This window comes from Enterobacter sp. LM3 (assembly GCF_046622475.1).
In the GTDB taxonomy this organism is placed as follows: domain Bacteria; phylum Pseudomonadota; class Gammaproteobacteria; order Enterobacterales; family Enterobacteriaceae; genus Enterobacter; species Enterobacter cloacae_P.
In genome coordinates, this window is the sequence record NZ_JBJURN010000001.1 from 36,844 (window position 1) to 54,852 (window position 18,009).

Annotated in this window: 22 protein-coding genes and 1 riboswitch; of the genes, 9 read left to right on the forward strand and 13 right to left on the reverse strand. The window is 56.4% G+C overall.

Annotation, left to right across the window (positions count from 1 at the left end):
- Positions 1–12: 12 nt before the first annotated feature.
- From ACJ9N4_RS00165 to ACJ9N4_RS00175, 3 genes are all read right to left on the reverse strand, one after another.
- Positions 13–282 (reverse strand): DUF1778 domain-containing protein, encoded by a 270-nt coding sequence (locus ACJ9N4_RS00165; RefSeq protein ID WP_182919747.1) that lies wholly within the window; start codon positions 280–282, stop codon positions 13–15.
- Positions 283–355: 73 nt separating this feature from the next.
- Positions 356–1,261, reverse strand: coding sequence for a DMT family transporter (locus ACJ9N4_RS00170; protein WP_182274467.1), 906 nt, complete (start codon positions 1,259–1,261; stop codon positions 356–358).
- A gap of 116 nt (positions 1,262–1,377) precedes the next feature.
- Complete coding sequence (locus ACJ9N4_RS00175; protein ID WP_023332656.1) at positions 1,378–1,548, reverse strand: general stress protein; 171 nt, start codon at positions 1,546–1,548, stop codon at positions 1,378–1,380.
- Positions 1,549–1,940: 392 nt separating this feature from the next.
- On the opposite strand from ACJ9N4_RS00175, the gene wrbA reads away from it, so the two are divergent.
- Positions 1,941–2,537, forward strand: a complete 597-nt coding sequence (gene wrbA, locus ACJ9N4_RS00180; protein WP_182274466.1) for an NAD(P)H:quinone oxidoreductase — start codon at positions 1,941–1,943, stop codon at positions 2,535–2,537.
- Positions 2,538–2,555: 18 nt separating this feature from the next.
- The gene (locus ACJ9N4_RS00185; protein ID WP_166716999.1) at positions 2,556–2,783 is read left to right on the forward strand and encodes a YccJ family protein; all 228 of its coding nucleotides are present in this window, start codon (positions 2,556–2,558) and stop codon (positions 2,781–2,783) included.
- A gap of 33 nt (positions 2,784–2,816) precedes the next feature.
- On the opposite strand, the gene agp is transcribed toward ACJ9N4_RS00185, so the two are convergent.
- Together agp and ACJ9N4_RS00195 are read right to left on the reverse strand one after the other, a co-directional pair.
- Positions 2,817–4,058: a bifunctional glucose-1-phosphatase/inositol phosphatase gene (gene agp, locus ACJ9N4_RS00190; protein WP_411500177.1), complete on the reverse strand. Its 1,242-nt coding sequence runs from the start codon at positions 4,056–4,058 to the stop codon at positions 2,817–2,819.
- A gap of 73 nt (positions 4,059–4,131) precedes the next feature.
- On the reverse strand, positions 4,132–4,503 hold the full coding sequence (locus tag ACJ9N4_RS00195; RefSeq protein ID WP_182274464.1) for a winged helix-turn-helix transcriptional regulator: 372 nt from the start codon (positions 4,501–4,503) through the stop codon (positions 4,132–4,134).
- A gap of 100 nt (positions 4,504–4,603) precedes the next feature.
- On the opposite strand from ACJ9N4_RS00195, the gene ACJ9N4_RS00200 reads away from it, so the two are divergent.
- The gene (locus ACJ9N4_RS00200; protein WP_411500178.1) at positions 4,604–5,353 is read left to right on the forward strand and encodes an SDR family oxidoreductase; all 750 of its coding nucleotides are present in this window, start codon (positions 4,604–4,606) and stop codon (positions 5,351–5,353) included.
- Position 5,354: 1 nt separating this feature from the next.
- Here the strand turns inward: ACJ9N4_RS00200 and ACJ9N4_RS00205 are convergent, their stop codons facing one another.
- Positions 5,355–5,858 (reverse strand): DedA family protein, encoded by a 504-nt coding sequence (locus tag ACJ9N4_RS00205; RefSeq protein WP_182274462.1) that lies wholly within the window; start codon positions 5,856–5,858, stop codon positions 5,355–5,357.
- Between the two features lie 157 nt (positions 5,859–6,015).
- A riboswitch (M-box (ykoK) riboswitch) is annotated at positions 6,016–6,185 on the forward strand.
- A 60-nt stretch (positions 6,186–6,245) separates the two neighbouring features.
- On the opposite strand from ACJ9N4_RS00205, the gene ACJ9N4_RS00210 reads away from it, so the two are divergent.
- Together ACJ9N4_RS00210 and cybB are read left to right on the forward strand one after the other, a co-directional pair.
- A complete protein-coding gene (locus ACJ9N4_RS00210) occupies positions 6,246–7,247 on the forward strand; it encodes a magnesium transporter (RefSeq protein ID WP_411500179.1) in 1,002 nt (333 codons plus the stop codon).
- A gap of 112 nt (positions 7,248–7,359) precedes the next feature.
- Positions 7,360–7,911, forward strand: coding sequence for a cytochrome b561 (gene cybB, locus ACJ9N4_RS00215; RefSeq protein ID WP_411500180.1), 552 nt, complete (start codon positions 7,360–7,362; stop codon positions 7,909–7,911).
- Between the two features lie 3 nt (positions 7,912–7,914).
- Here cybB and hpxK read toward each other — a convergent pair whose 3' ends face one another.
- The 7 genes from hpxK to hpxU form a co-directional block, all read right to left on the reverse strand.
- Positions 7,915–9,153, reverse strand: a complete 1,239-nt coding sequence (gene hpxK, locus ACJ9N4_RS00220) for an allantoate amidohydrolase (RefSeq protein WP_411500181.1) — start codon at positions 9,151–9,153, stop codon at positions 7,915–7,917.
- Positions 9,150–10,391, reverse strand: coding sequence for a pyridoxal-phosphate-dependent aminotransferase family protein (locus tag ACJ9N4_RS00225; RefSeq protein ID WP_182274458.1), 1,242 nt, complete (start codon positions 10,389–10,391; stop codon positions 9,150–9,152). Before ACJ9N4_RS00225 ends, hpxK begins: the two co-directional genes overlap by 4 nt.
- Before the next feature lie 14 nt (positions 10,392–10,405).
- Positions 10,406–11,143, reverse strand: a complete 738-nt coding sequence (locus ACJ9N4_RS00230) for an amino acid ABC transporter ATP-binding protein (RefSeq protein WP_182274457.1) — start codon at positions 11,141–11,143, stop codon at positions 10,406–10,408.
- The gene (locus ACJ9N4_RS00235; RefSeq protein WP_182274653.1) at positions 11,124–11,780 is read right to left on the reverse strand and encodes an amino acid ABC transporter permease; all 657 of its coding nucleotides are present in this window, start codon (positions 11,778–11,780) and stop codon (positions 11,124–11,126) included. The genes ACJ9N4_RS00230 and ACJ9N4_RS00235 overlap by 20 nt, the downstream gene beginning before the upstream one ends.
- Positions 11,780–12,445 (reverse strand): amino acid ABC transporter permease, encoded by a 666-nt coding sequence (locus ACJ9N4_RS00240; RefSeq protein ID WP_182274456.1) that lies wholly within the window; start codon positions 12,443–12,445, stop codon positions 11,780–11,782. The genes ACJ9N4_RS00235 and ACJ9N4_RS00240 overlap by 1 nt, the downstream gene beginning before the upstream one ends.
- A 9-nt stretch (positions 12,446–12,454) precedes the next feature.
- A complete protein-coding gene (locus ACJ9N4_RS00245) occupies positions 12,455–13,237 on the reverse strand; it encodes a transporter substrate-binding domain-containing protein (protein WP_182274455.1) in 783 nt (260 codons plus the stop codon).
- 202 nt (positions 13,238–13,439) lie between these two features.
- The gene (gene hpxU / locus ACJ9N4_RS00250; RefSeq protein WP_182274454.1) at positions 13,440–14,279 is read right to left on the reverse strand and encodes a MurR/RpiR family transcriptional regulator HpxU; all 840 of its coding nucleotides are present in this window, start codon (positions 14,277–14,279) and stop codon (positions 13,440–13,442) included.
- A 154-nt stretch (positions 14,280–14,433) separates the two neighbouring features.
- Here hpxU and hpxW point away from each other — a divergent pair, with 154 nt between their 5' ends.
- From hpxW to hpxZ, 4 genes are read left to right on the forward strand one after another with little or no spacing between them, the layout of a single operon-like run.
- On the forward strand, positions 14,434–16,017 hold the full coding sequence (gene hpxW, locus ACJ9N4_RS00255; RefSeq protein ID WP_182919742.1) for an oxamate amidohydrolase: 1,584 nt from the start codon (positions 14,434–14,436) through the stop codon (positions 16,015–16,017).
- A 10-nt stretch (positions 16,018–16,027) separates the two neighbouring features.
- Positions 16,028–16,216 carry an oxalurate catabolism protein HpxX gene (gene hpxX, locus ACJ9N4_RS00260; protein WP_182274452.1) on the forward strand — a complete coding sequence of 63 codons (189 nt, stop codon included), beginning with the start codon at positions 16,028–16,030 and terminating at the stop codon, positions 16,214–16,216.
- Positions 16,213–17,607 carry an AtzE family amidohydrolase gene (locus tag ACJ9N4_RS00265; RefSeq protein WP_411500182.1) on the forward strand — a complete coding sequence of 465 codons (1,395 nt, stop codon included), beginning with the start codon at positions 16,213–16,215 and terminating at the stop codon, positions 17,605–17,607. The genes hpxX and ACJ9N4_RS00265 overlap by 4 nt, the downstream gene beginning before the upstream one ends.
- On the forward strand, positions 17,607–17,999 hold the full coding sequence (gene hpxZ, locus ACJ9N4_RS00270; RefSeq protein ID WP_411500210.1) for an oxalurate catabolism protein HpxZ: 393 nt from the start codon (positions 17,607–17,609) through the stop codon (positions 17,997–17,999). The genes ACJ9N4_RS00265 and hpxZ overlap by 1 nt, the downstream gene beginning before the upstream one ends.
- Positions 18,000–18,009 lie beyond the last annotated feature (10 nt).

Consider the following 18,009-nt stretch of genomic DNA (forward strand, 5'->3'; position numbering starts at 1 on the left):
ATTGGCCACGCTTCACTCCATGTTTTGAAGACGCTTTGCCGCTCGTTTTAGTCTCTCATTCGGCTCTGGCGGATTGTTTATGGCATCCATCACTGCATTCCATGATGCTTCGTTTAACACCAGACGTCGATGCTGTTCTATCACTTCTGCAGCACGTTCCGAAGCGCTGTTCACCATAAATTGGGTGATCGTTTGATTCGTCATCGCCGCCGCTTCTTCGATCATCGTTTTGTCTTCATCAGTTAAGCGAAGGTCGATACGCTGTTTTTTCAATGCTGGCATGATCTAGTCCAATATGTACGGCATTAATCCGTACATATCGTAGAATGCGTTGCGAGTTTTTTCAACAAAAACCTCATTCAACCGTCAGATCCTGAACTTCGTTGCGCCGCTTTTTGAGCTTTAACTCACTCACCAGCACCCCGGCGACAATAAACGCCGCACCAACGAGTGCCAGCAGCGGCAGACGCTCCCCGGCAATACGCCCGAAAACCCCCGCCCAGACCGGCTCACCGGTATAGATAACCGTTGCCCGCGTTGGCGACACGCTACGCTGTGCCCAGTTCATGGTGACCTGAATAATGGCGCTAAAGATCCCCAACCCCAGAGCAACCACGACAAGCCCGGTGGACATCGGTGGAACGGATTCCCCGGCCGGAACCATTGCCGCAAACGCCACCAGCGACGCCGTCGCCAGCTGCACAACCGTCACGCGCTTCACGTCCACCTTCCCGGCCCAGGCGCTAATCAGAATAATTTCCGCCGCAATCGCCACCGCGCCGACCAGGGTAATCATCTCGCCCGGCCCCAGCGCCAGAAGGTTGTTTTCCGGTCCGGCAAGCAAAATCAGGCCAATAAATGCCAGCACAATGCCAATGCAGGACATCAGCCCCGGCATTCTGCCCAGGCACAGCCACTGTAATAACGGCACCAGCGGCACATACATGGCGGTGATAAATGCTGATTTACTGCTGGAGATCGACTGTAACCCCCACGTTTGCAGGCTGTACCCCATCGCAATCGCCACGCCTATCGCCACCCCGGCTTTCAGCTCTTTGAGGGTCAGCCCGCGCAGGGTTTTGAGCGAAATGAGCGCAACCGCAACCGCCGCCGTCGCAAAACGCAGACCCACAAAGAAGAACGGATCGCTCAACGTGACGGCGTACTGAACGGCAAGAAATGTCCCCCCCCAAAACATGGTGATCAGGATGAGGATCGCTTCCTGAGGTTTGACGGAGAATTTGAAACGTGAAACGGACATGCGACACCAGAAATAAGAATCAATTCTGTAGTGTGCGATGCCTTTGGTTACAGTTCAATGTTGCAGAAATAAAAAAACCGCCGGGGCTCCCGGCGGCAGGGTATCAATCCGGCATATTACTTGTTGCTGCCGTGGCTGTTTTTTCCCCCTTTTTTGCCCGCTTCAGATGCGCGCTGAGGGTCATTTTTGAAGTTACCCCCACTGTGCTGGCCACCTTTACGACCTGCTTCTGATGCTCTCTCACGGTCTTCAGCAAAATTGCCTGAACCACCACGATGGTTTGCCATCTCTAACCTCCAGAGTGTGAAACATTAGACATCATACTGCATTCAGTAAAAGAGGATTCTTTCACCTCGCAACGAAAGGACAGCGCCTTTATCCACGCCGCGTGCAATTAAGCTTAGTGGAATAAGACTACCCGACAAGCTAAAGGTAATATCCTGCAACATGTTCCCGGAGATTCGAAATGGCTCCCTGACGGGTTATCAATAAGCCATTCTTATCATTCCAGAAATATAACCCCGTAAATGTGTTTCATATTGCTACAGCGCAAAAATAGTTAGCATATTGTTATAAATCAAAGAAATGGCGCTAATATTTGCAGTATGGCCATCACGACTTATCTTTAAATGAACGCAGCGATTCGCTGCCAGAAAACACAAACGAGGAGTGATGCAAAATGGCAAAAGTTCTGGTGCTCTACTATTCCATGTATGGACACATTGAAACCATGGCTCACGCAGTTGCAGAAGGTGCAAACCGGGTGGACGGCGTTGAGGTTGTGGTGAAACGCGTACCGGAAACGATGCAACCCGAAGCGTTTTTAAAAGCGGGTGGGAAAACGCAAAATGCTCCGCAGGCCACCCCGCAGGAACTGGCTGACTATGATGCCATCATCTTCGGCACGCCTACCCGTTTTGGCAATATGTCAGGACAGATGCGCACCTTCCTCGACCAGACCGGAGGACTCTGGGCATCGGGTGCGTTATACGGCAAACTCGCCAGCGTTTTCAGCTCTACCGGTACCGGCGGCGGTCAGGAACAGACGATCACCTCGACCTGGACGACCCTTGCACATCATGGAATGGTGATTGTGCCCATTGGTTACGGTGCACAAGAGCTGTTTGATGTTTCCCAGGTGCGCGGCGGTACACCGTACGGTGCAACCACCATTGCCGGGGGGGATGGTTCACGCCAGCCAAGCAACGAAGAGCTGACTATCGCCCGCTACCAGGGTGAATATGTCGCGGGTCTTGCCAAAAAACTGAACGGCTAACCCAACAGGAGGACAAGCATGCCAACTCAAGAATCCAAAGCTCACCGCGTGGGTGAATGGGCAAGTTTACGCAATACCTCTCCGGAAATTGCCGAGGCTATCTTTGAAGTCGCAAAATATGACGAAAAGCTGGCAGAGCAGATTTGGGAAGAAGGCAGCGATGAAGTACTGACGCGCGCCTTCGAAAAAACGGACAAAGACTCGCTCTTCTGGGGTGAGCAAACCATCGAACGTAAAAACGTCTGACCGTTTCCCCCCCGCCGCAGCGGGGGGGCTCTTTTATTTCGCCGCGTTATTCAACACCGTATTAAATTTCTCTACCGGGCAGAATCCGTTCTCATCGACCGGACACCCTGAAAGCTCCAGCGTGACACGCTGTGCGGGTGACTTCAGCGACAGAACATCGGCGTTACGCAGTTGCGTTGCGCTTTGATAGACATACTCGATTTTCATCAACTCCCGGTTAGCGTTCTTGTCATGCCAGCGCTGGAAGACAATTTTGCCGCCAATCGGGGTGCGTTCGTACTGGTCATGCAGCTGATAAGGTTTGAAATCGAGCGCCGTCAGCAGTGAGGCGATGTTGGAATCGTGTCCCACCAGCAGCGTTATCCTGGCGGCTTTCCCCTGCTCAGTCACCAGGGCGTTATCGATGTATTTCACCAGCGGTTTCGCCACATTGCGCGCCACCTCACCCGAGGTGAATAACGAATCCTGATAGCCATTTTTCAGCTTCGACAGCACCCGCCATTGCTGATCGGTTTTGATCTCGCCCCACGCCACCTGATCGGCCGGGAAACCTTCGTAGTACTGCAATGTGAACGCATCGACCAGCGAGTTCCCCACCTTCAGCGGCCCGGAAACACCCGGCTCTTTTTCGTAATCAGCACTGAAGGTATCTTTGGCGTCCGTCAGCGAGCAGACCTTTTTCTCCTTGCAGGACGGTGAGTCAGCGTAATGCGTCATCTGCTCCAGCAACCTGTAGCTCTCATCGAGCTGCATTTTCTGCCGTTCCGTTGCCATCGCGTTCAATGCTTTTTCACGGAATGCAGGGGTGTTATCGGTGATGACCGGGTTAAACGTCGGGTCCATCGTGCCCATTTTTTCCTGGTGATGCACAGGAATATCGCACCCCGGGAACGCGCCGGTAATAAAGAACTGTGCGGTCGCCACGGTCCGCTGCAGGCTGTTGGCGTAAGCATAAACGGCGTTGGCCGGAGGGCACTCGCCCGTCGATACCATCCCCTGCGCGGCCAGCCACTCACGCATGTAGTGGCCCATATAGACTTCAAGCACGCCACCTTTGGTGGTGAGCTGGCCGCCCGGCACATCCCATTCCGGCCACTTATTCGGCGTGGATTGTTCCAGTACGCTGCCGTTATTGGCGAGCGGCGCACGCAGGTTGTGGCGACTCATAATTAAAACTTGCTCCAGTTGATACCCCTCTGGCGTCTCTTGCGCCTGCGCGCCGAACGTCATTGAAAGGGTACCTGCCACGGCAACAGCGAGTAGTGCTTTTTTCATCCCTAATTCCTCACTCGTTTTAAATGTCGCGTTAAGTGTGACAGATTGATGACATTTTTCCCTGAAGCATTTCTCAAACTGATGATGACTTCTCGAGTTGATCACCATATTCGGTCATCCAGGCGGCCAGCGGAGAGAGCGCATTTTGTAGAGTCAAACCCAGCCCGGTTATCTGGTACTCCACGCGCGGCGGGATCTCCGGGTAAACCGTACGCGACACCAGCCCGCGCTGTTCAAACAGACGTAACTGCTTCGTCAGCTCTTTTTGAGTGATGGGCGCAGCAGCACGAAGTAAATCGCCAAACCGTACCGGGGTATTGAGCACAATCAGCCGATAGAGGATCGGGATTGCCCACTTACCGGAGATCAGATTCACAAACCGCGTCATCGGGCAGGCATGAACCTCAGATTTTTTTTCACCGGGAATATCCTGTAGTGATGCCATAGCACACCTCTTGCCTCATTAGTATCCAATTGGTACCTGGTTTCCTTTTGATACTAACGTTTCTATAGTGCTTTCTCCAGAGACATTTCAGGAGAAGAACATGGGTCGTTTAGCAGGTAAATATACGCTGATTACCGGCGGCACCAGCGGCATCGGTCTCGCCACCGCGCAGGAGTTTATTGCCGAAGGAGCACAGGTTGCCATCACCGGACGCAACCCGGAAACCCTCGCCGAAGCACAGCGCATTCTGGGGAATAACGCCTGGGTCATCTCTGCTGATGCGGGTGATATACACGCACAACACGCGCTGGCAGAGACGCTTGCCTTCCGCTGGCCGAGAGTCGATGCGGTATTTATTAACGCCGGAGACGTGACGCACGGGTTGCTGGAAGAGTGGCAGGAAGATGCCTGGGATCGCCTGATGCGCATCAACCTGAAAGGGCCGTTCTTTTTAATTCAGGCACTGCTGCCACTGCTCAATAATCCCTCCTCGGTGATCCTGTGCGGCTCTGTGAGTGCGCGCATCGGTCTCCCCACCAGTAGCGTCTATGCTGCAAGCAAGGCGGGTTTACTGTCGCTGGCGCGTACGCTGTCGGCAGAACTGCTGCCACGCGGTATTCGCGTCAACGGCCTGAGCCCTGGCCCGGTAAAAACCCCGGCGCTCAATAAACTGGGTTTAAGCGAAGAAGCACAAAAAGCATTGCAGAGTGATATTGCAAGCCTGGTACCGCTGGGAAGAATGGGTACGCCGACGGAGCTGGCGAAAGCTGCGCTCTATCTGGCGTCCGATGAATCGAGTTACACGGTGGGAACAGAGCTGTTGGTCGACGGTGGAACGGGAAGTCTGTAGCTCAAAAAGTGCTGATACCAGTGATAATACCGACATACAGCGCCGCCCATACGCAGGCAGAAAACAGACTGACGACATAAACTTTCACCGCGTTCAGCCTGAGCATGCCCGCTGCCAGCGGCACGACATAGCGCAGTACCGCCAGAAAACGCGAGGTAAACAGCACCAGCACACCGTTCTTTTGCAGCTGGTGCTGTACGCGTAAAAATGTGTCAGCATGTCTGGAGGTGATGCGCGCGATCGGCCGCGTCTGCCCCATCAACTGGCCAATATGGTAGTTCAGCACCGAACCTGCCGTTGCCCCCATCACCACCGCAAGCCACGTCAGCCCCGGATGCAGGCTCGACTGGCTGACAGTCACCCCCGCCAGCAGCATGACCGACGCCGGGGGAAGGACAGAGGAGATCAACACAGTCGATTTACTCAACGCCATTAAAAACAACAGAGCGAACAGATGCGTCGGATAGAGCGCAAAATGATTCAGCAGATTGTCAAACCATGCCATTTTACCTCCCTTATCGATATGCCCTCCTCCATTTAAAATGAACATTCCTAAATAAACCGTCAACATGCTGCTGACAATATTCACCTAAACATTCCCTAAACGTGATTTAAATTTATAAGCAGCAAAAGAAAATAACGGTATTATCCCCCACGTTTTACAACGATCTCGTTATGGCGAGGCTCCTGTACAAATACACGTTATCGCTCTGGTGGGTTCGAGAGAACCGGCACAGGGTAAAACAGGCACTGTCGAATCAAGGCTTTGTCAGTATAACTTCCCTTGCGGGATACGGTGTACAGTGCTGAACCCAGGACGTGGGGATCTCTTCTTCGACATGCCCTGTCTTGCTCGCCCCTGAGAGATTTTATTATTCAAAGGGAATTCACTATGTCTTACGCTATTCACAACTCCATTCTGCCATTCAATGACAGCGCCATCGCGCAATATATGAATACCGATTTTATCGTCCTCAATATTTCATTATGCGTCGCACTTGCACGTGAGCAGTTTTTCGAAAAATTAAAAGACGATGATATTCCGTCGCATATTTTTATCGAAGATAATGGTCGCCTGGCGGGCATGATTGCCGTACGCAAATTATTGCAGTCCACTGATACGGGGCAGCCGGTGAAAGCGCTGATGATTTCGCAGTTTTTGCAGGTTAAACCCGAAGACGAACGCGCCGATGTCGCCGGGCTGCTGGCCCACGGCTGCACGGATGTCGTGCCGGTGGTGACGCACGGCAAGCTGGTGGGTTGCCTCACCGAACGCGAGATTGCACACCTGCTGGAAGATGATGTCACTGAAGATGCCCAGCTCCAGGGGGCCACTCTGCCGCTGGAAAAACCCTATCTGGAAACCAGCGCGTTTGACCTGTGGAAAAAGCGCTCCGTCTGGCTACTGTTGCTGTTTGTCGCCGAGGCCTACACCAGCTCGGTGATTCAGCATTTTGAAGAGGCGCTGGAATCCGCCATCGCACTGGCGTTCTTCATTCCGCTCCTGATTGGTACCGGCGGAAACAGCGGTACGCAAATCACCTCCACGCTGGTGCGCGCTATGGCGCTGGGTGAAGTGCATTTGCGCGATGTTGGCCGCGTGCTGCGTAAAGAGATCAGCACGTCGTTAATGATTGCCGTCACGCTCGGCCTGGCAGGCTGTATCCGCGCCTGGATGATGGGAATTGGGATGGAAATCACCCTTATCGTCAGCCTGACGCTGGTCTGTATTACGCTCTGGAGTGCGATTGTCTCCTCGGTGATCCCGATGGTACTCAAGCGTTGTGGTATCGACCCGGCAGTGGTTTCTGCGCCGTTCATCGCGACGCTTATCGACGGTACCGGACTGATCATCTACTTTAAAATCGCCCAGTACACGCTGGGGCTGGAGTGATCCATACCCAATAATAACGGCTGCGGGTGAATTCTTTTCTCCGCAGCCGTTAATGTCTGCTTAAGTTAATTTATCTATAACTCACCATAATGGAAATATAAGGTGGATTAACATGAAAAACAGCTACGCACGAAGCCAGATAGTCATCCACTGGCTGGTTCTCATCCTGATTGTCGTTGCCTATGCCGCCATAAACCTGAAAGGGTTTGCCGCGAAGGGAAGCCCTGAACGCGCCACAATGTCACTGATCCACTATACCGCAGGGTTCAGCGTCCTGTTTCTGATGGTCATCAGAGTGGTGCTGAAGATGAGAAACAGCGACCCGGACATTCTTCCCGCACCGCCGCGCTGGCAGGTTATCGCCTCCAAATCCCTTCACGGACTGCTCTATCTGATGTTTATTGCACTGCCGGTGCTGGGAGTGGCCTCACTCTGGTTCGGCCAGGTCGCGTGGTCTTTCTTCGGGCTCCCTCTGCCCGTTGCCGCAACCCAGAACGTGGGTATGCAGCACAGCCTGAAAGAGCTTCACGAAATTATCGCCAACGCGGGCTATTACCTGGTTGGTCTGCATGCTGCCGCTGCGCTGTTCCACCATTACGTGGTACGTGACAACACCCTGGAAAGGATGCTGCCCGCAATGCGGGTCAAAAAATCCGTAAAATAGCCGTTATGTCAGCGACGTGACCGCACGGGTGAAAGCGTCAATGGCCTGGGCGACATCCTCAGCCATCACCGATTCTGCCGGATGATGGCTGACCCCCCCCTTGCAACGTACAAACAGCATGCCTACCGGCCAGCGCTCCGCCATCGCGATGGCGTCATGCCCGGCTCCGCTTGGCAGCGATACCGTGCGTCCCTGTACCGCGGCAACCGCCTCCCCCAGCCGGGTTTGTAAATGCGCATCACACGGCGTGGCGGCAATACGGTAGAACTCCTCGGCGCTGAAAGACAATCCGCGGCGGGTGGCTATCGTTTGTGCCTGTGCCAACAACGTATTGAGCAGCACATCCAGCGGAGCATCCTGTGGGCCGCGAATATCCAGGGAAAGCGCAACCTCACCGGGAATAACATTTACCGCACCAGGCAGGCAGCGCAGCTCTCCCACGGTCGCCACCAGATTGCCACCGTGCTGCAACGTGGTGCTCTCGATCATCACCATCCACTCTGCGGAGGCAGCCAGGGCGTCCTTGCGATGGGCCATTGGCACGGTACCGGCATGTCCGGCCTCGCCGGTAAAGCGGCAGTTCAGGCGACGCGCGCCGTTAATGGCTTCCACAACGCCCAGTGCCAGCCGTTGCTGCTCCAGACACGGCCCCTGCTCAATATGCAGTTCCAGATAGGCACTGAAATCGTCTTTATTCCGGGCAGCAAGCGGTACCCGGGCAGGATCTAACCCGGCCAGGACCATTGCCTGTGCCACGCTGACCCCGTTTGCATCACATTTATCGAGCCAGCTCTCCGGCCAGGTACCGGTCAGGCCACGGCTGCCTAACAGGGTAATACCGAAGCGGGTGCCCTCTTCGTCGCAAAAACCGACAATCTCGATGGCCTGCGCCAGACGTTTCTCCTGCTGATGCAGGCTGTCCACCACTTCAATGGCCGTCAGCACGCCAAGCATGCCATCGTAGCGTCCGGCATTACGCACGGTGTCCAGATGCGAGCCGAGTAACACCGCCGGTGCCCCCTCCTGCTCACCCTCATAGCGTCCGCAAATATTACCCACGCTGTCCTGCCAGACGGTCATGCCCGCCTGGCTCATCCACTGCCCGACCAGTTGATTGGCCTGCAGATGTTGCGTCGAGAGATAGACCCGGGTGAGAGCATTCGGGGTTTCACTGATGGCAGCCAGCGCATCGGCGCGCGCCATCACTCGTTCTGCCGCCTGCTGGCGCGTGATTTGGCTCATCGCGCCGTCTCGCTGCGGTAGTGATCCCACGCGGCCTGCATCGCGGCACCTTGCGTGGTGGAAAACTTCAGGTAGTTCAGGACCGATTCCAGCGCACTCAGCGTGGTCATAACGCAGTCCTTGCGCGCGTTATAGCCCATAGTACCAATACGCCACACTTTGCCGTGCAACGGGCCAAATGAGGTGCCAATTTCGATGCCAAAATCCTCCAGCATCAGCTTACGCACCTGATCGCCGTTCACGCTCTGCGGGATCACCACGCCCAGCACGTTGTTCATCTTGTGCTTCAGATCGCCAAAGGTTTCCAGCCCCATCGCCTGAATACCTTTCAGCAGCGCATCGCCATGCAGCTTGTGGCGGGCGATGCCGTTATCCAGCCCTTCCTGCAGGATAAGCCGGGCGCATTCGCGTGCGCCAAACAGCGCCGTGGTGGCTTCCGTGTGGTGGTTCAGTCGTTCCGGTCCCCAGTAGTCCATCACCATGCCGAGGTCGAAATAGTTGGAGTAAACCATCTCATCCACACCGTTGTGATGCGCATCGGTACGGATGCCCTCTTCAATGCATTTCCGGCGGCGGATCGCCTCTTCCATGCGTGCGCTCAGGGTGACGGGCGACGTCCCGGACGGGCCACCGAGGCATTTCTGCATGCCTGCCGAGACCGCATCCAGCCCCCAGGCATCGGTCTCCAGCGCATTCCCCCCCAGCGACGCGGTCGCATCGGTGTAAAACAGCACATCGTGGCGACGGCAGATAGCACCGAGTTCCGCGAGCGGTTGCAGCATGGTGGTCGACGTGTCGCCCTGCACGGTCAACAGCAGGCGCGGACGTACGCGTTTAATCGCATCTTCAACCTGATCCGGCGTGAAGACCTCCCCCCACGGCACCTCGATGGTATGCACTTCGGCGCGACAGCGGCGGGCAATTTCGCACAGCAGATGGCCAAAACGACCAAACACCGGCACCAGCACTTTATCCCCCGGACGAATAGCCGACACCAGAATCGCCTCAATCCCCGCGCGGGAAGTGCCATCCACCAGCATCGTCCAGCGGTTTTCAGTGCGGAACACCCCGCGATAGAGCGCCATCACCTCATTCATGTAGTGGGTCATGGCCGGATCGTACTGGCCAATCAGCTGGCTCGACATGGCGCGCAGCACGCGCGGATCGGCGTTGATCGGCCCCGGCCCCATCAGCAGACGCTGCGGCGGATTGATTTGCGGAAATTGAGCGATATCCATTGTTGAGTCCTTAATTAATTTAAGCCGCGTACGGAGGAGATAAATTGCTTCAGTTCAGTGGTCTGCGGATTGGCAAACAGCGTTTTGCTGTCGCCCTGCTCCCAGACTGTCCCCTGATGCATAAACACCACGCGGTCGCCCACTTCGCGGGCAAAATTCATTTCATGCGTCACGAGAATAAGCGTCATCCCCTCTGCCGCCAGCTGTTCCAGCACCCTGAGCACTTCGCCCACCAGTTCCGGGTCAAGCGCTGAGGTTATCTCGTCACAGAGTAAAACTTTTGGCGTCATCGCCAGCGCGCGGGCAATCGCCACGCGCTGCTGCTGGCCGCCGGAGAGGTTCGACGGATAATAGTCCAGGCGATCGCCTAAGCCCACTTTCTCCAGCATCTGCTGCGCCAGCTCCCGGCATTCGGCAGCGCTTTTCTTCAGCACCCGACGCGGGGCGAGCATCACGTTTTCCAGCGCGGTCATGTGCGGGAACAGGTTGAAGTTCTGGAACACCATCCCGACCGATCGGCTGATTTCACGCGCCTGAGAGTCCCGGTCGGTGATGGTCATACCGCCGAGCTTGATGCTGCCATCCTGATACCCTTCCAGGCCGTTGATGCAGCGTAGCAGCGTGCTCTTGCCGGACCCGCTGCGCCCGATTATCGAAATCACCTGGCCCATGTCGATATCCAGATCCACGCCCTTGAGCACGTGGTTATTGCCGTAGAACTTCTGCACCTGATTAATGGTGATGAGAGGCATTGAATTGAGTCTCCAGATAACGGCTGTAGCGCGACAGCGGATAACACAAAATAAAGTAGCCCAGCGCCACCAGCGCAAAGACTTTAAACGGCTGATAGGTCACGTTGGTGAGCATCGTTCCGGCTTTAGTCAACTCGATAAAACCGATAATCGACGCCAGCGCCGTACCCTTGATGACCTGCACGGCAAAACCAACCGTCGGCGCGATGGCGATGCGTAACGCCTGCGGAGCGACCACCCGGAACAGCGTCTGACCAAAGCTCAGCCCCAGACAGCGCGAGGCTTCCCACTGTCCTTTTGGCAGTGCCCGAATGCTGCCAAACCAGATATCGAGTAAAAAGGCGCTGGTGTAGAACGTCAGTGCCAGCGACGCGGCCGTCCACGGCGAAACGTCGATGCCAAACAGCGCCACGCCGAAGAAGGCCAGGAACAGCTGCATCAGCAGCGGTGTGCCCTGAAACAGCTCAATATAGCCGCGGATCAGACGTTTTACCGTGCGCCCGCCCGTCAGCCGCAGCAGCAACAGCGGCAGCGTCACCAGCGCTCCGCCGACAAACGCCACCAGCGACAGCAGCACCGTCCAGCGCCCGGCGAGCAGCAGGTTGCGAATAATGTCCCAGTCGGTAAAGGTGGTCATCATGCCTGCACCCCCAGCCATTTCCGTCCTGCCGCCATCATCAGCTGGCGCAGGGTAATCGACAGTACTAAGTAAATCCCGGTCGTCACCAGATACACCTCAAAGCTCAGAAACGTTCTGGACTGGATGAGGCTGGCGGCAAAGGTCAGCTCTTCATATGAGACCTGAGACACGACCGATGAACCCAGCATCACGATGATGCACTGGCTTACCAGCGCCGGATAAATACGCTGCAGCGCGGGTGGCAGTACCACGCGGATAAAGGTCTGTAAGCGGGTTAGCCCCAGCACACGTCCGGCTTCCCACTGTCCTTTTGGCGTGACCTGAATACCCGCGCGGATGATTTCGGTGCTGTAGGCCCCAAGATTCACCACCATCGCCAGCAGCGCCGCTTCACCCGCCGTCATTTTCAGCCCCATGTTAGGCAGGCCAAAAACAATAAAGAACAGCTGCACCACAAACGGCGTATTGCGGATAACCTCCACGTAACCGCCCCAAATCCGGCTGAACCACGTCGCCCGCCCGCTGCGAATGGCCGCCCCGAAAATACCGATCGCCAGCCCGCCGATAGTCGCCATCACCGTCAGTTGAATGGTGATCCAAAGTCCTGCCAGCAGCTCCGGCCAGTACGGCCAGAGCGCAGAAAAGTGAAGTTGTTCTGTCATTCACAGGCCTTATGCGCCAAGGCTTGCCGGTAACGGTGCTTTCAGCCACTGCTCAGAGAGTCCATTCAGCGTGCCGTCCTTGATACCCTGCTCAATCAGCGCATCCACTTTCGCTTTCAGGGCCGGTTCGTTTTTCTTCAGACCGATAAAACACGGCGAGTCTTTCAGCATAAAACTCGGGACCGGGGCTTTATCCGCGTTCTGCCGTGAAATCGCTGCCACCACAAGGTTGCCGGTAGCCACATACTGCACCTGACCGGAGAGATACGCCGACAGCGTGGTGTTGTTGTCTTCGTAGCGTTTCACCTCGGCATCTTTCGGAGCCAGGCTGGTCAACACCATGTCTTCCACCGCACCGCGCGTCACGCCAATGGTTTTCCCGCTCAGCGCGGTGGCATCTTTCAGCTCCGCCCCTTTCGGGCCAAATACGCCGAGGAAGAATGGCGCATAGGCGCGGCTAAAATCGATCACCTTTTCGCGTTCAGCGTTTTTACCGAGGCTTGAGATAACCAGATCCACCTTATCGGTTTGCAGATACGGTACGCGGTTAGCGCTGGTTACCGGCACCAGTTGCAGCCTGAGCTTCATCTGCTTTGCCAGATAGCGCGCCATGTCGATGTCGTAGCCCTGCGGCTGGAGGTCGGTTCCCACTGAGCCAAACGGCGGAAAATCCTGCGGGACGGCAATGCGGATGGTGCCGCGTTTCTCAATATCCTGGAGCTGGTCAGCTTTTGCTGGCAGTTGTGTGAACAGACAAGCGGCCCCGGCCAGTGCAATCAACAGTTTTTTCATGGTGTTTACCCGTTACGTTAGCATGAAACAAAAGATTCTTTGATTTAACTTTTGCAACTAATGTGCCAGGCACGGCAAAACCATAAAATTTGTTTGAATGGCAGGTAAATAGCGGAGAAAAAGAAAACGGGGTGAAAACACAAACTGTTTTCACCCCGTTTTTTTGCACTGATTTAATGCAAAGCACCAGCCTGATGCCCCATTATCGTTGCTCCAGCTCATCCAGTTGCTGGTACAGTGAGGCAATCTCATGAATGCGCGGACGTCCTTTATCAAGAATTTCATGCAGGAAAGCGTTGGCCAGCAGGTTAATCAGGCTATTGACTGAGGAATAGCTGTCATAGGCCGAGACGCTGTCCAGCGGGGCGCACAGCTGCCAGTTTGCCAGCGGAAACAGACTGTGAGCCTGTGGCTCACACATCAGCAAAACCGGAATACCGCTGTCCTGAAGCTGCTGTAACAGCGGGCGAATAATGCGCGGACGGCGACGAAAGGCCATCATCACCACCAGATCGTCGGCGGTTAAATCCACCAGCTCTTCACTCAGGCTTTGCCCCGGCTGCGGCAATACCAGGACCTGGCCGCGCGCCTGCAACAGCTGCTGACGCAGGTGTAGCGCCGCCGGATAAGCATTTCGCATCCCGATTATCACAATCCGCCGCGCCTTAACCATACAGGCCATCGCGTCGGCAAACTGCTGTGCATCCAGGGCATTCACCCACTGGGTCAGGTTCGCCATCTCCTGCTTATAGTGACGCGCCAGTAGCGTGTTGCCCTGCACTGCATCCCGGTTATCGGTCAACGGCATACCGCTCTGGCGCAGCGTGCGCAGCTCGTCACGCATGTCCTTATACTTCTCATAGCCCAGACGCTTAAACAGACGGCTTACCGTGGCTTTCGACACCCCACTCAGCTGCGCCAACTCAGCGCTGTTGTAGCTAATAAGGTCGTCAAAGTGATCGAAAATAAAATCGGCCACGCGCTGCTCCTGCGGTGACAATGACGCATACTGCCCTTTCAGACGTTCATCAAGCTGTTCCATAAAGCCTCTGTAACTTTTGTTTCACCCAACTATACCTTTCATTATGCATGCCAGCTTATTAAAAAGATGCGTGATGACTGACATGAAACTTTTCATTCATAACTGGAACAGCTTTTGCAATGCCTTGTAACTCTTTGGGTTACGAGGACTCTCCATGCAAAGTAATGTCTGTACACACGGAATGGCCGTTGCTCCCCATCATCTTGCCAGCCAGAGCGCGCTGGCTGTCCTGCGTGAAGGCGGGAGTGCAATTGAAGCAATGGTGGCTGCCGCTGCCACCATTGCCGTGGTTTACCCTCATATGAACGGCCTCGGGGGAGATGGCTTCTGGCTCATCGTGCCGCCAGACGGTGAACCGATTGCCATTGACGCCAGCGGTGCGGCAGGTTCACTGGCCACGCTTGCCGCCTATAGCGACCTGACGCAGATCCCCCATCGCGGTCCCCGCGCGGCGCTGACCGTAGCCGGAACCGTCAGCGGCTGGGACGATGCGCTGAAGGTTTCACACGCACTGACCGGCAACGCGCTGCCGCTGGCTCGCCTGCTGGCGGACGCCATTGATTATGCGCAGAACGGCACGCCGGTCACGGCTTCCCAGGCCAGCGCCACGGCCAGCAAATTCGACGAACTTAAAGACATACCCGGCTTTGCGGAAACCTGGCTGGTAGACGGTAAGCCGCCGCAAGCCGGAAGCCGTTTTTACCAACCGGCTCTCGCCTCGACTCTGAAGCGCCTGGCTGAAGAGGGTCTGGACAGTTTTTATCGCGGTCCGCTGGCCGAATGCCTGGCGCAGGGTATGGCGAAACTGGGTCTTCCCGTTACGCTTGCGGACTTAAACCAGCACGTTGCGCGACGAACCACACCGCTGAAATTGCAACACCAGCAAGGAGAGGTCTGGAACCTGGCTCCTCCGACGCAGGGGCTGGTGTCTCTGGCGATCCTGGGGATAACCGACCGTCTGGCGATGGCCGATGCCGACGAGGCAATGACCGTTCACCGCATCGTGGAAGCCACCAAACTGGCCTTTGGTCTGCGCGATGCCCACATCACCGATCCACGCCAGCTGAAAACCGATATCCAGAGCCTGCTGGGATCCGCTCCCCTTCAGGCGCTCGCTGACAAGATTGACGACAGCCAGGCTGCGCCGTGGGGGATGGGCAAAGGCCCTGGTGATACGGTGTGGATGGGCGTAATGGATAACAGCGGTCTTGCCGTTTCGTTTATCCAGAGTATTTACCACGAGTTCGGCAGCGGTGTGGTTCTGCCCGATACCGGGATAGTCTGGCAAAACCGGGGAGCCTCGTTCAGCCTCAACCCCGACCATCTTCTGGCGCTCGCACCGGGCAAGCAACCGTTCCATACCCTGAACCCGGCAGCCGCACGCCTGAACGATGGCCGCGTGATGGTTTACGGATCAATGGGCGGGGACGGACAGCCGCAAACCCAGGCAGCACTGTTTACCCGCTATGTGGTGCAGGGTGTGCCGCTGCAGGAGAGCGTCACCCGCCCGCGCTGGTTGCTGGGGCGCACATGGGGGCAAACCTCCGACACCTTAAAACTCGAAGGTCGCTTCTCATCACACACTCTCACCCGTTTAAACGCGCTGGGCCACGACGTGGAAATATACCCGGACTTTAGCGAAGTCATGGGCCACGCAGGGGCGATAGTCCGCCACGCTGACGGCCTGTTCGAAGGGGCATTTGACCCGCGCAGCAACGGCTCCGCCGCCGGATTCTGAGGAGATCACGATGAATACCACACAGCCCGACTGGAGTGCATATCTTGCTCAGATGGAGTCCGTTCTTGACATTGAACTGGATGACGCCCGCCGCGCAGAGCTTCAGCTTCAGTTCAACCGCATTGCCAGCATGGCCGCCCCGCTGATGGCGCTGCCGCTCGATGACCGTCTGGAAATTGCAGGAGTATACAAAGCATGACGCTACACGAGATGAGTATCAGCGCTATCCAGCAGGCACTGAGTGCTGGAGACCTGAGCGCCCATGAGATAGCCCGCCATACGCTGGATGCGATAACACGCACTCACCCGCAGCTCAACGCATGGACAACGATCACCGAAGAGCGAATGCTGGCCGAGGCCAACAACATCGATACATTGCGTCGGGAAAAGCGCCCTTTGCCACCGCTGGCGGGTGTCCCCTACGCGGTGAAAAACCTGTTTGACGTTGCCGGACATACCACCCTCGCCGGAGCAGAGCTGTTCAGCCAGCGCCCGGTCGCCGCCACTGACAGTTTTGCAGTGCGCCAGCTGCACAGCGCGGGAGGGCTACTTTCGGGAATGGTCAATATGGATGCCTACGCCTACGGGTTTACCACCGAAAACAGCCACTACGGCGCAACGCACAACCCGCACGACCTGGCACGCATTGCGGGAGGATCGTCCGGAGGATCTGCCGCCGCGGTTGCCGCCGGGCTGGTCCATTTTTCACTGGGCACCGATACCAACGGATCGATTCGCGTTCCGGCCTCCCTGTGCGGGATATTCGGGTTAAAGCCCACGTTTGGCCGCTTGTCACGTTCCGGCAGCCACCCGTTTGTCGCAAGCCTCGATCATATCGGGCCGTTTGCCCGTCGCGCTAGCGATCTGGCGTCCGTGTACGATGCACTTCAGGGGCGTGATACCAGCGACGGTTTTCAGGCCGACAGCTCGCGCGAGCAGACGCGGTCCTTACTTGATCGCGGGCTGGATGGGCTGCGCTGCGCGGTGCTCGGTGGCTATTTCAGCACCTGGTGTGATAATGATGCCCGCGAAGCCGTAGCGCGGGTCGCGAAGGCGCTCGAAGTGCAGGATGAGCTGCAGTTCCCCGATGCAGAACTTGCCCGTTCGGCAGCGTTTATCATCAGCGCATCCGAAGGGGGAAATCAGTATCTGCCCCTGCTTCGCAGCCAGCCTGAACGCTTTGAGCCTCACTCCCGGGAACGGCTGTTGGCAGGCTCCATGATCCCTTCGGCCTGGTATATTCAGGCGCAGCGTTTCCGCACCCACGCCAGGCTGGCGTTTAAGGCGTTATTTTCCCGGGCCGACGTGCTGATCGCCCCGGCGACACCGCGCAGCGCCACGCTGATTGGCGAGCAAATGATGGAAATTAACGGACAACCGCTGCCGGTTCGGGCCAGCATGGGGATGCTCACTCAACCGATTTCATTTTTAGGTTTGCCCGTCACTACCGTCCCGTTGCGTACTGCGCAGGGCGCACCCATTGGCCTGCAGCTGATTGCTGCGCCGTTTAATGAACAGGCCTGTCTGCGGGTGGCGCGGGTACTGGAAGAGCGTGGCATAACCGATGCCCGTCCTGCGGAGATTGCATGATGATAAACCACGATGACGTTAATCGCCCGTGGGTGGTTGCTGAAGTCACGGCGGCCTTTTACCGCTATGAAGACGCGCTGGTGAGCAATAACATCGCGGTACTGGATGAACTGTTCTGGCACGATAAAAATACCGTACGCCTGGGGGCAGGAGAAAACCTGTACGGTATTGATGAGATCCGCGCCTTTCGCGCCACACGTCCGTCCGCCGGGCTACTGCGGACGTTACGCCATACGGTGATCACCACCTTTGGGGAAGATTATGCCGTGTGCAGCACCGAATTTACCCGCGAAGGGACAGAAAGGATTGGTCGCCAGCAGCAAACGTGGGTGCGGTTTCCGTACGGGTGGCGGATTGTGGCCGCGCAGGTGAGTTTGATGTCACAGGCGTAGCCGCTACCCG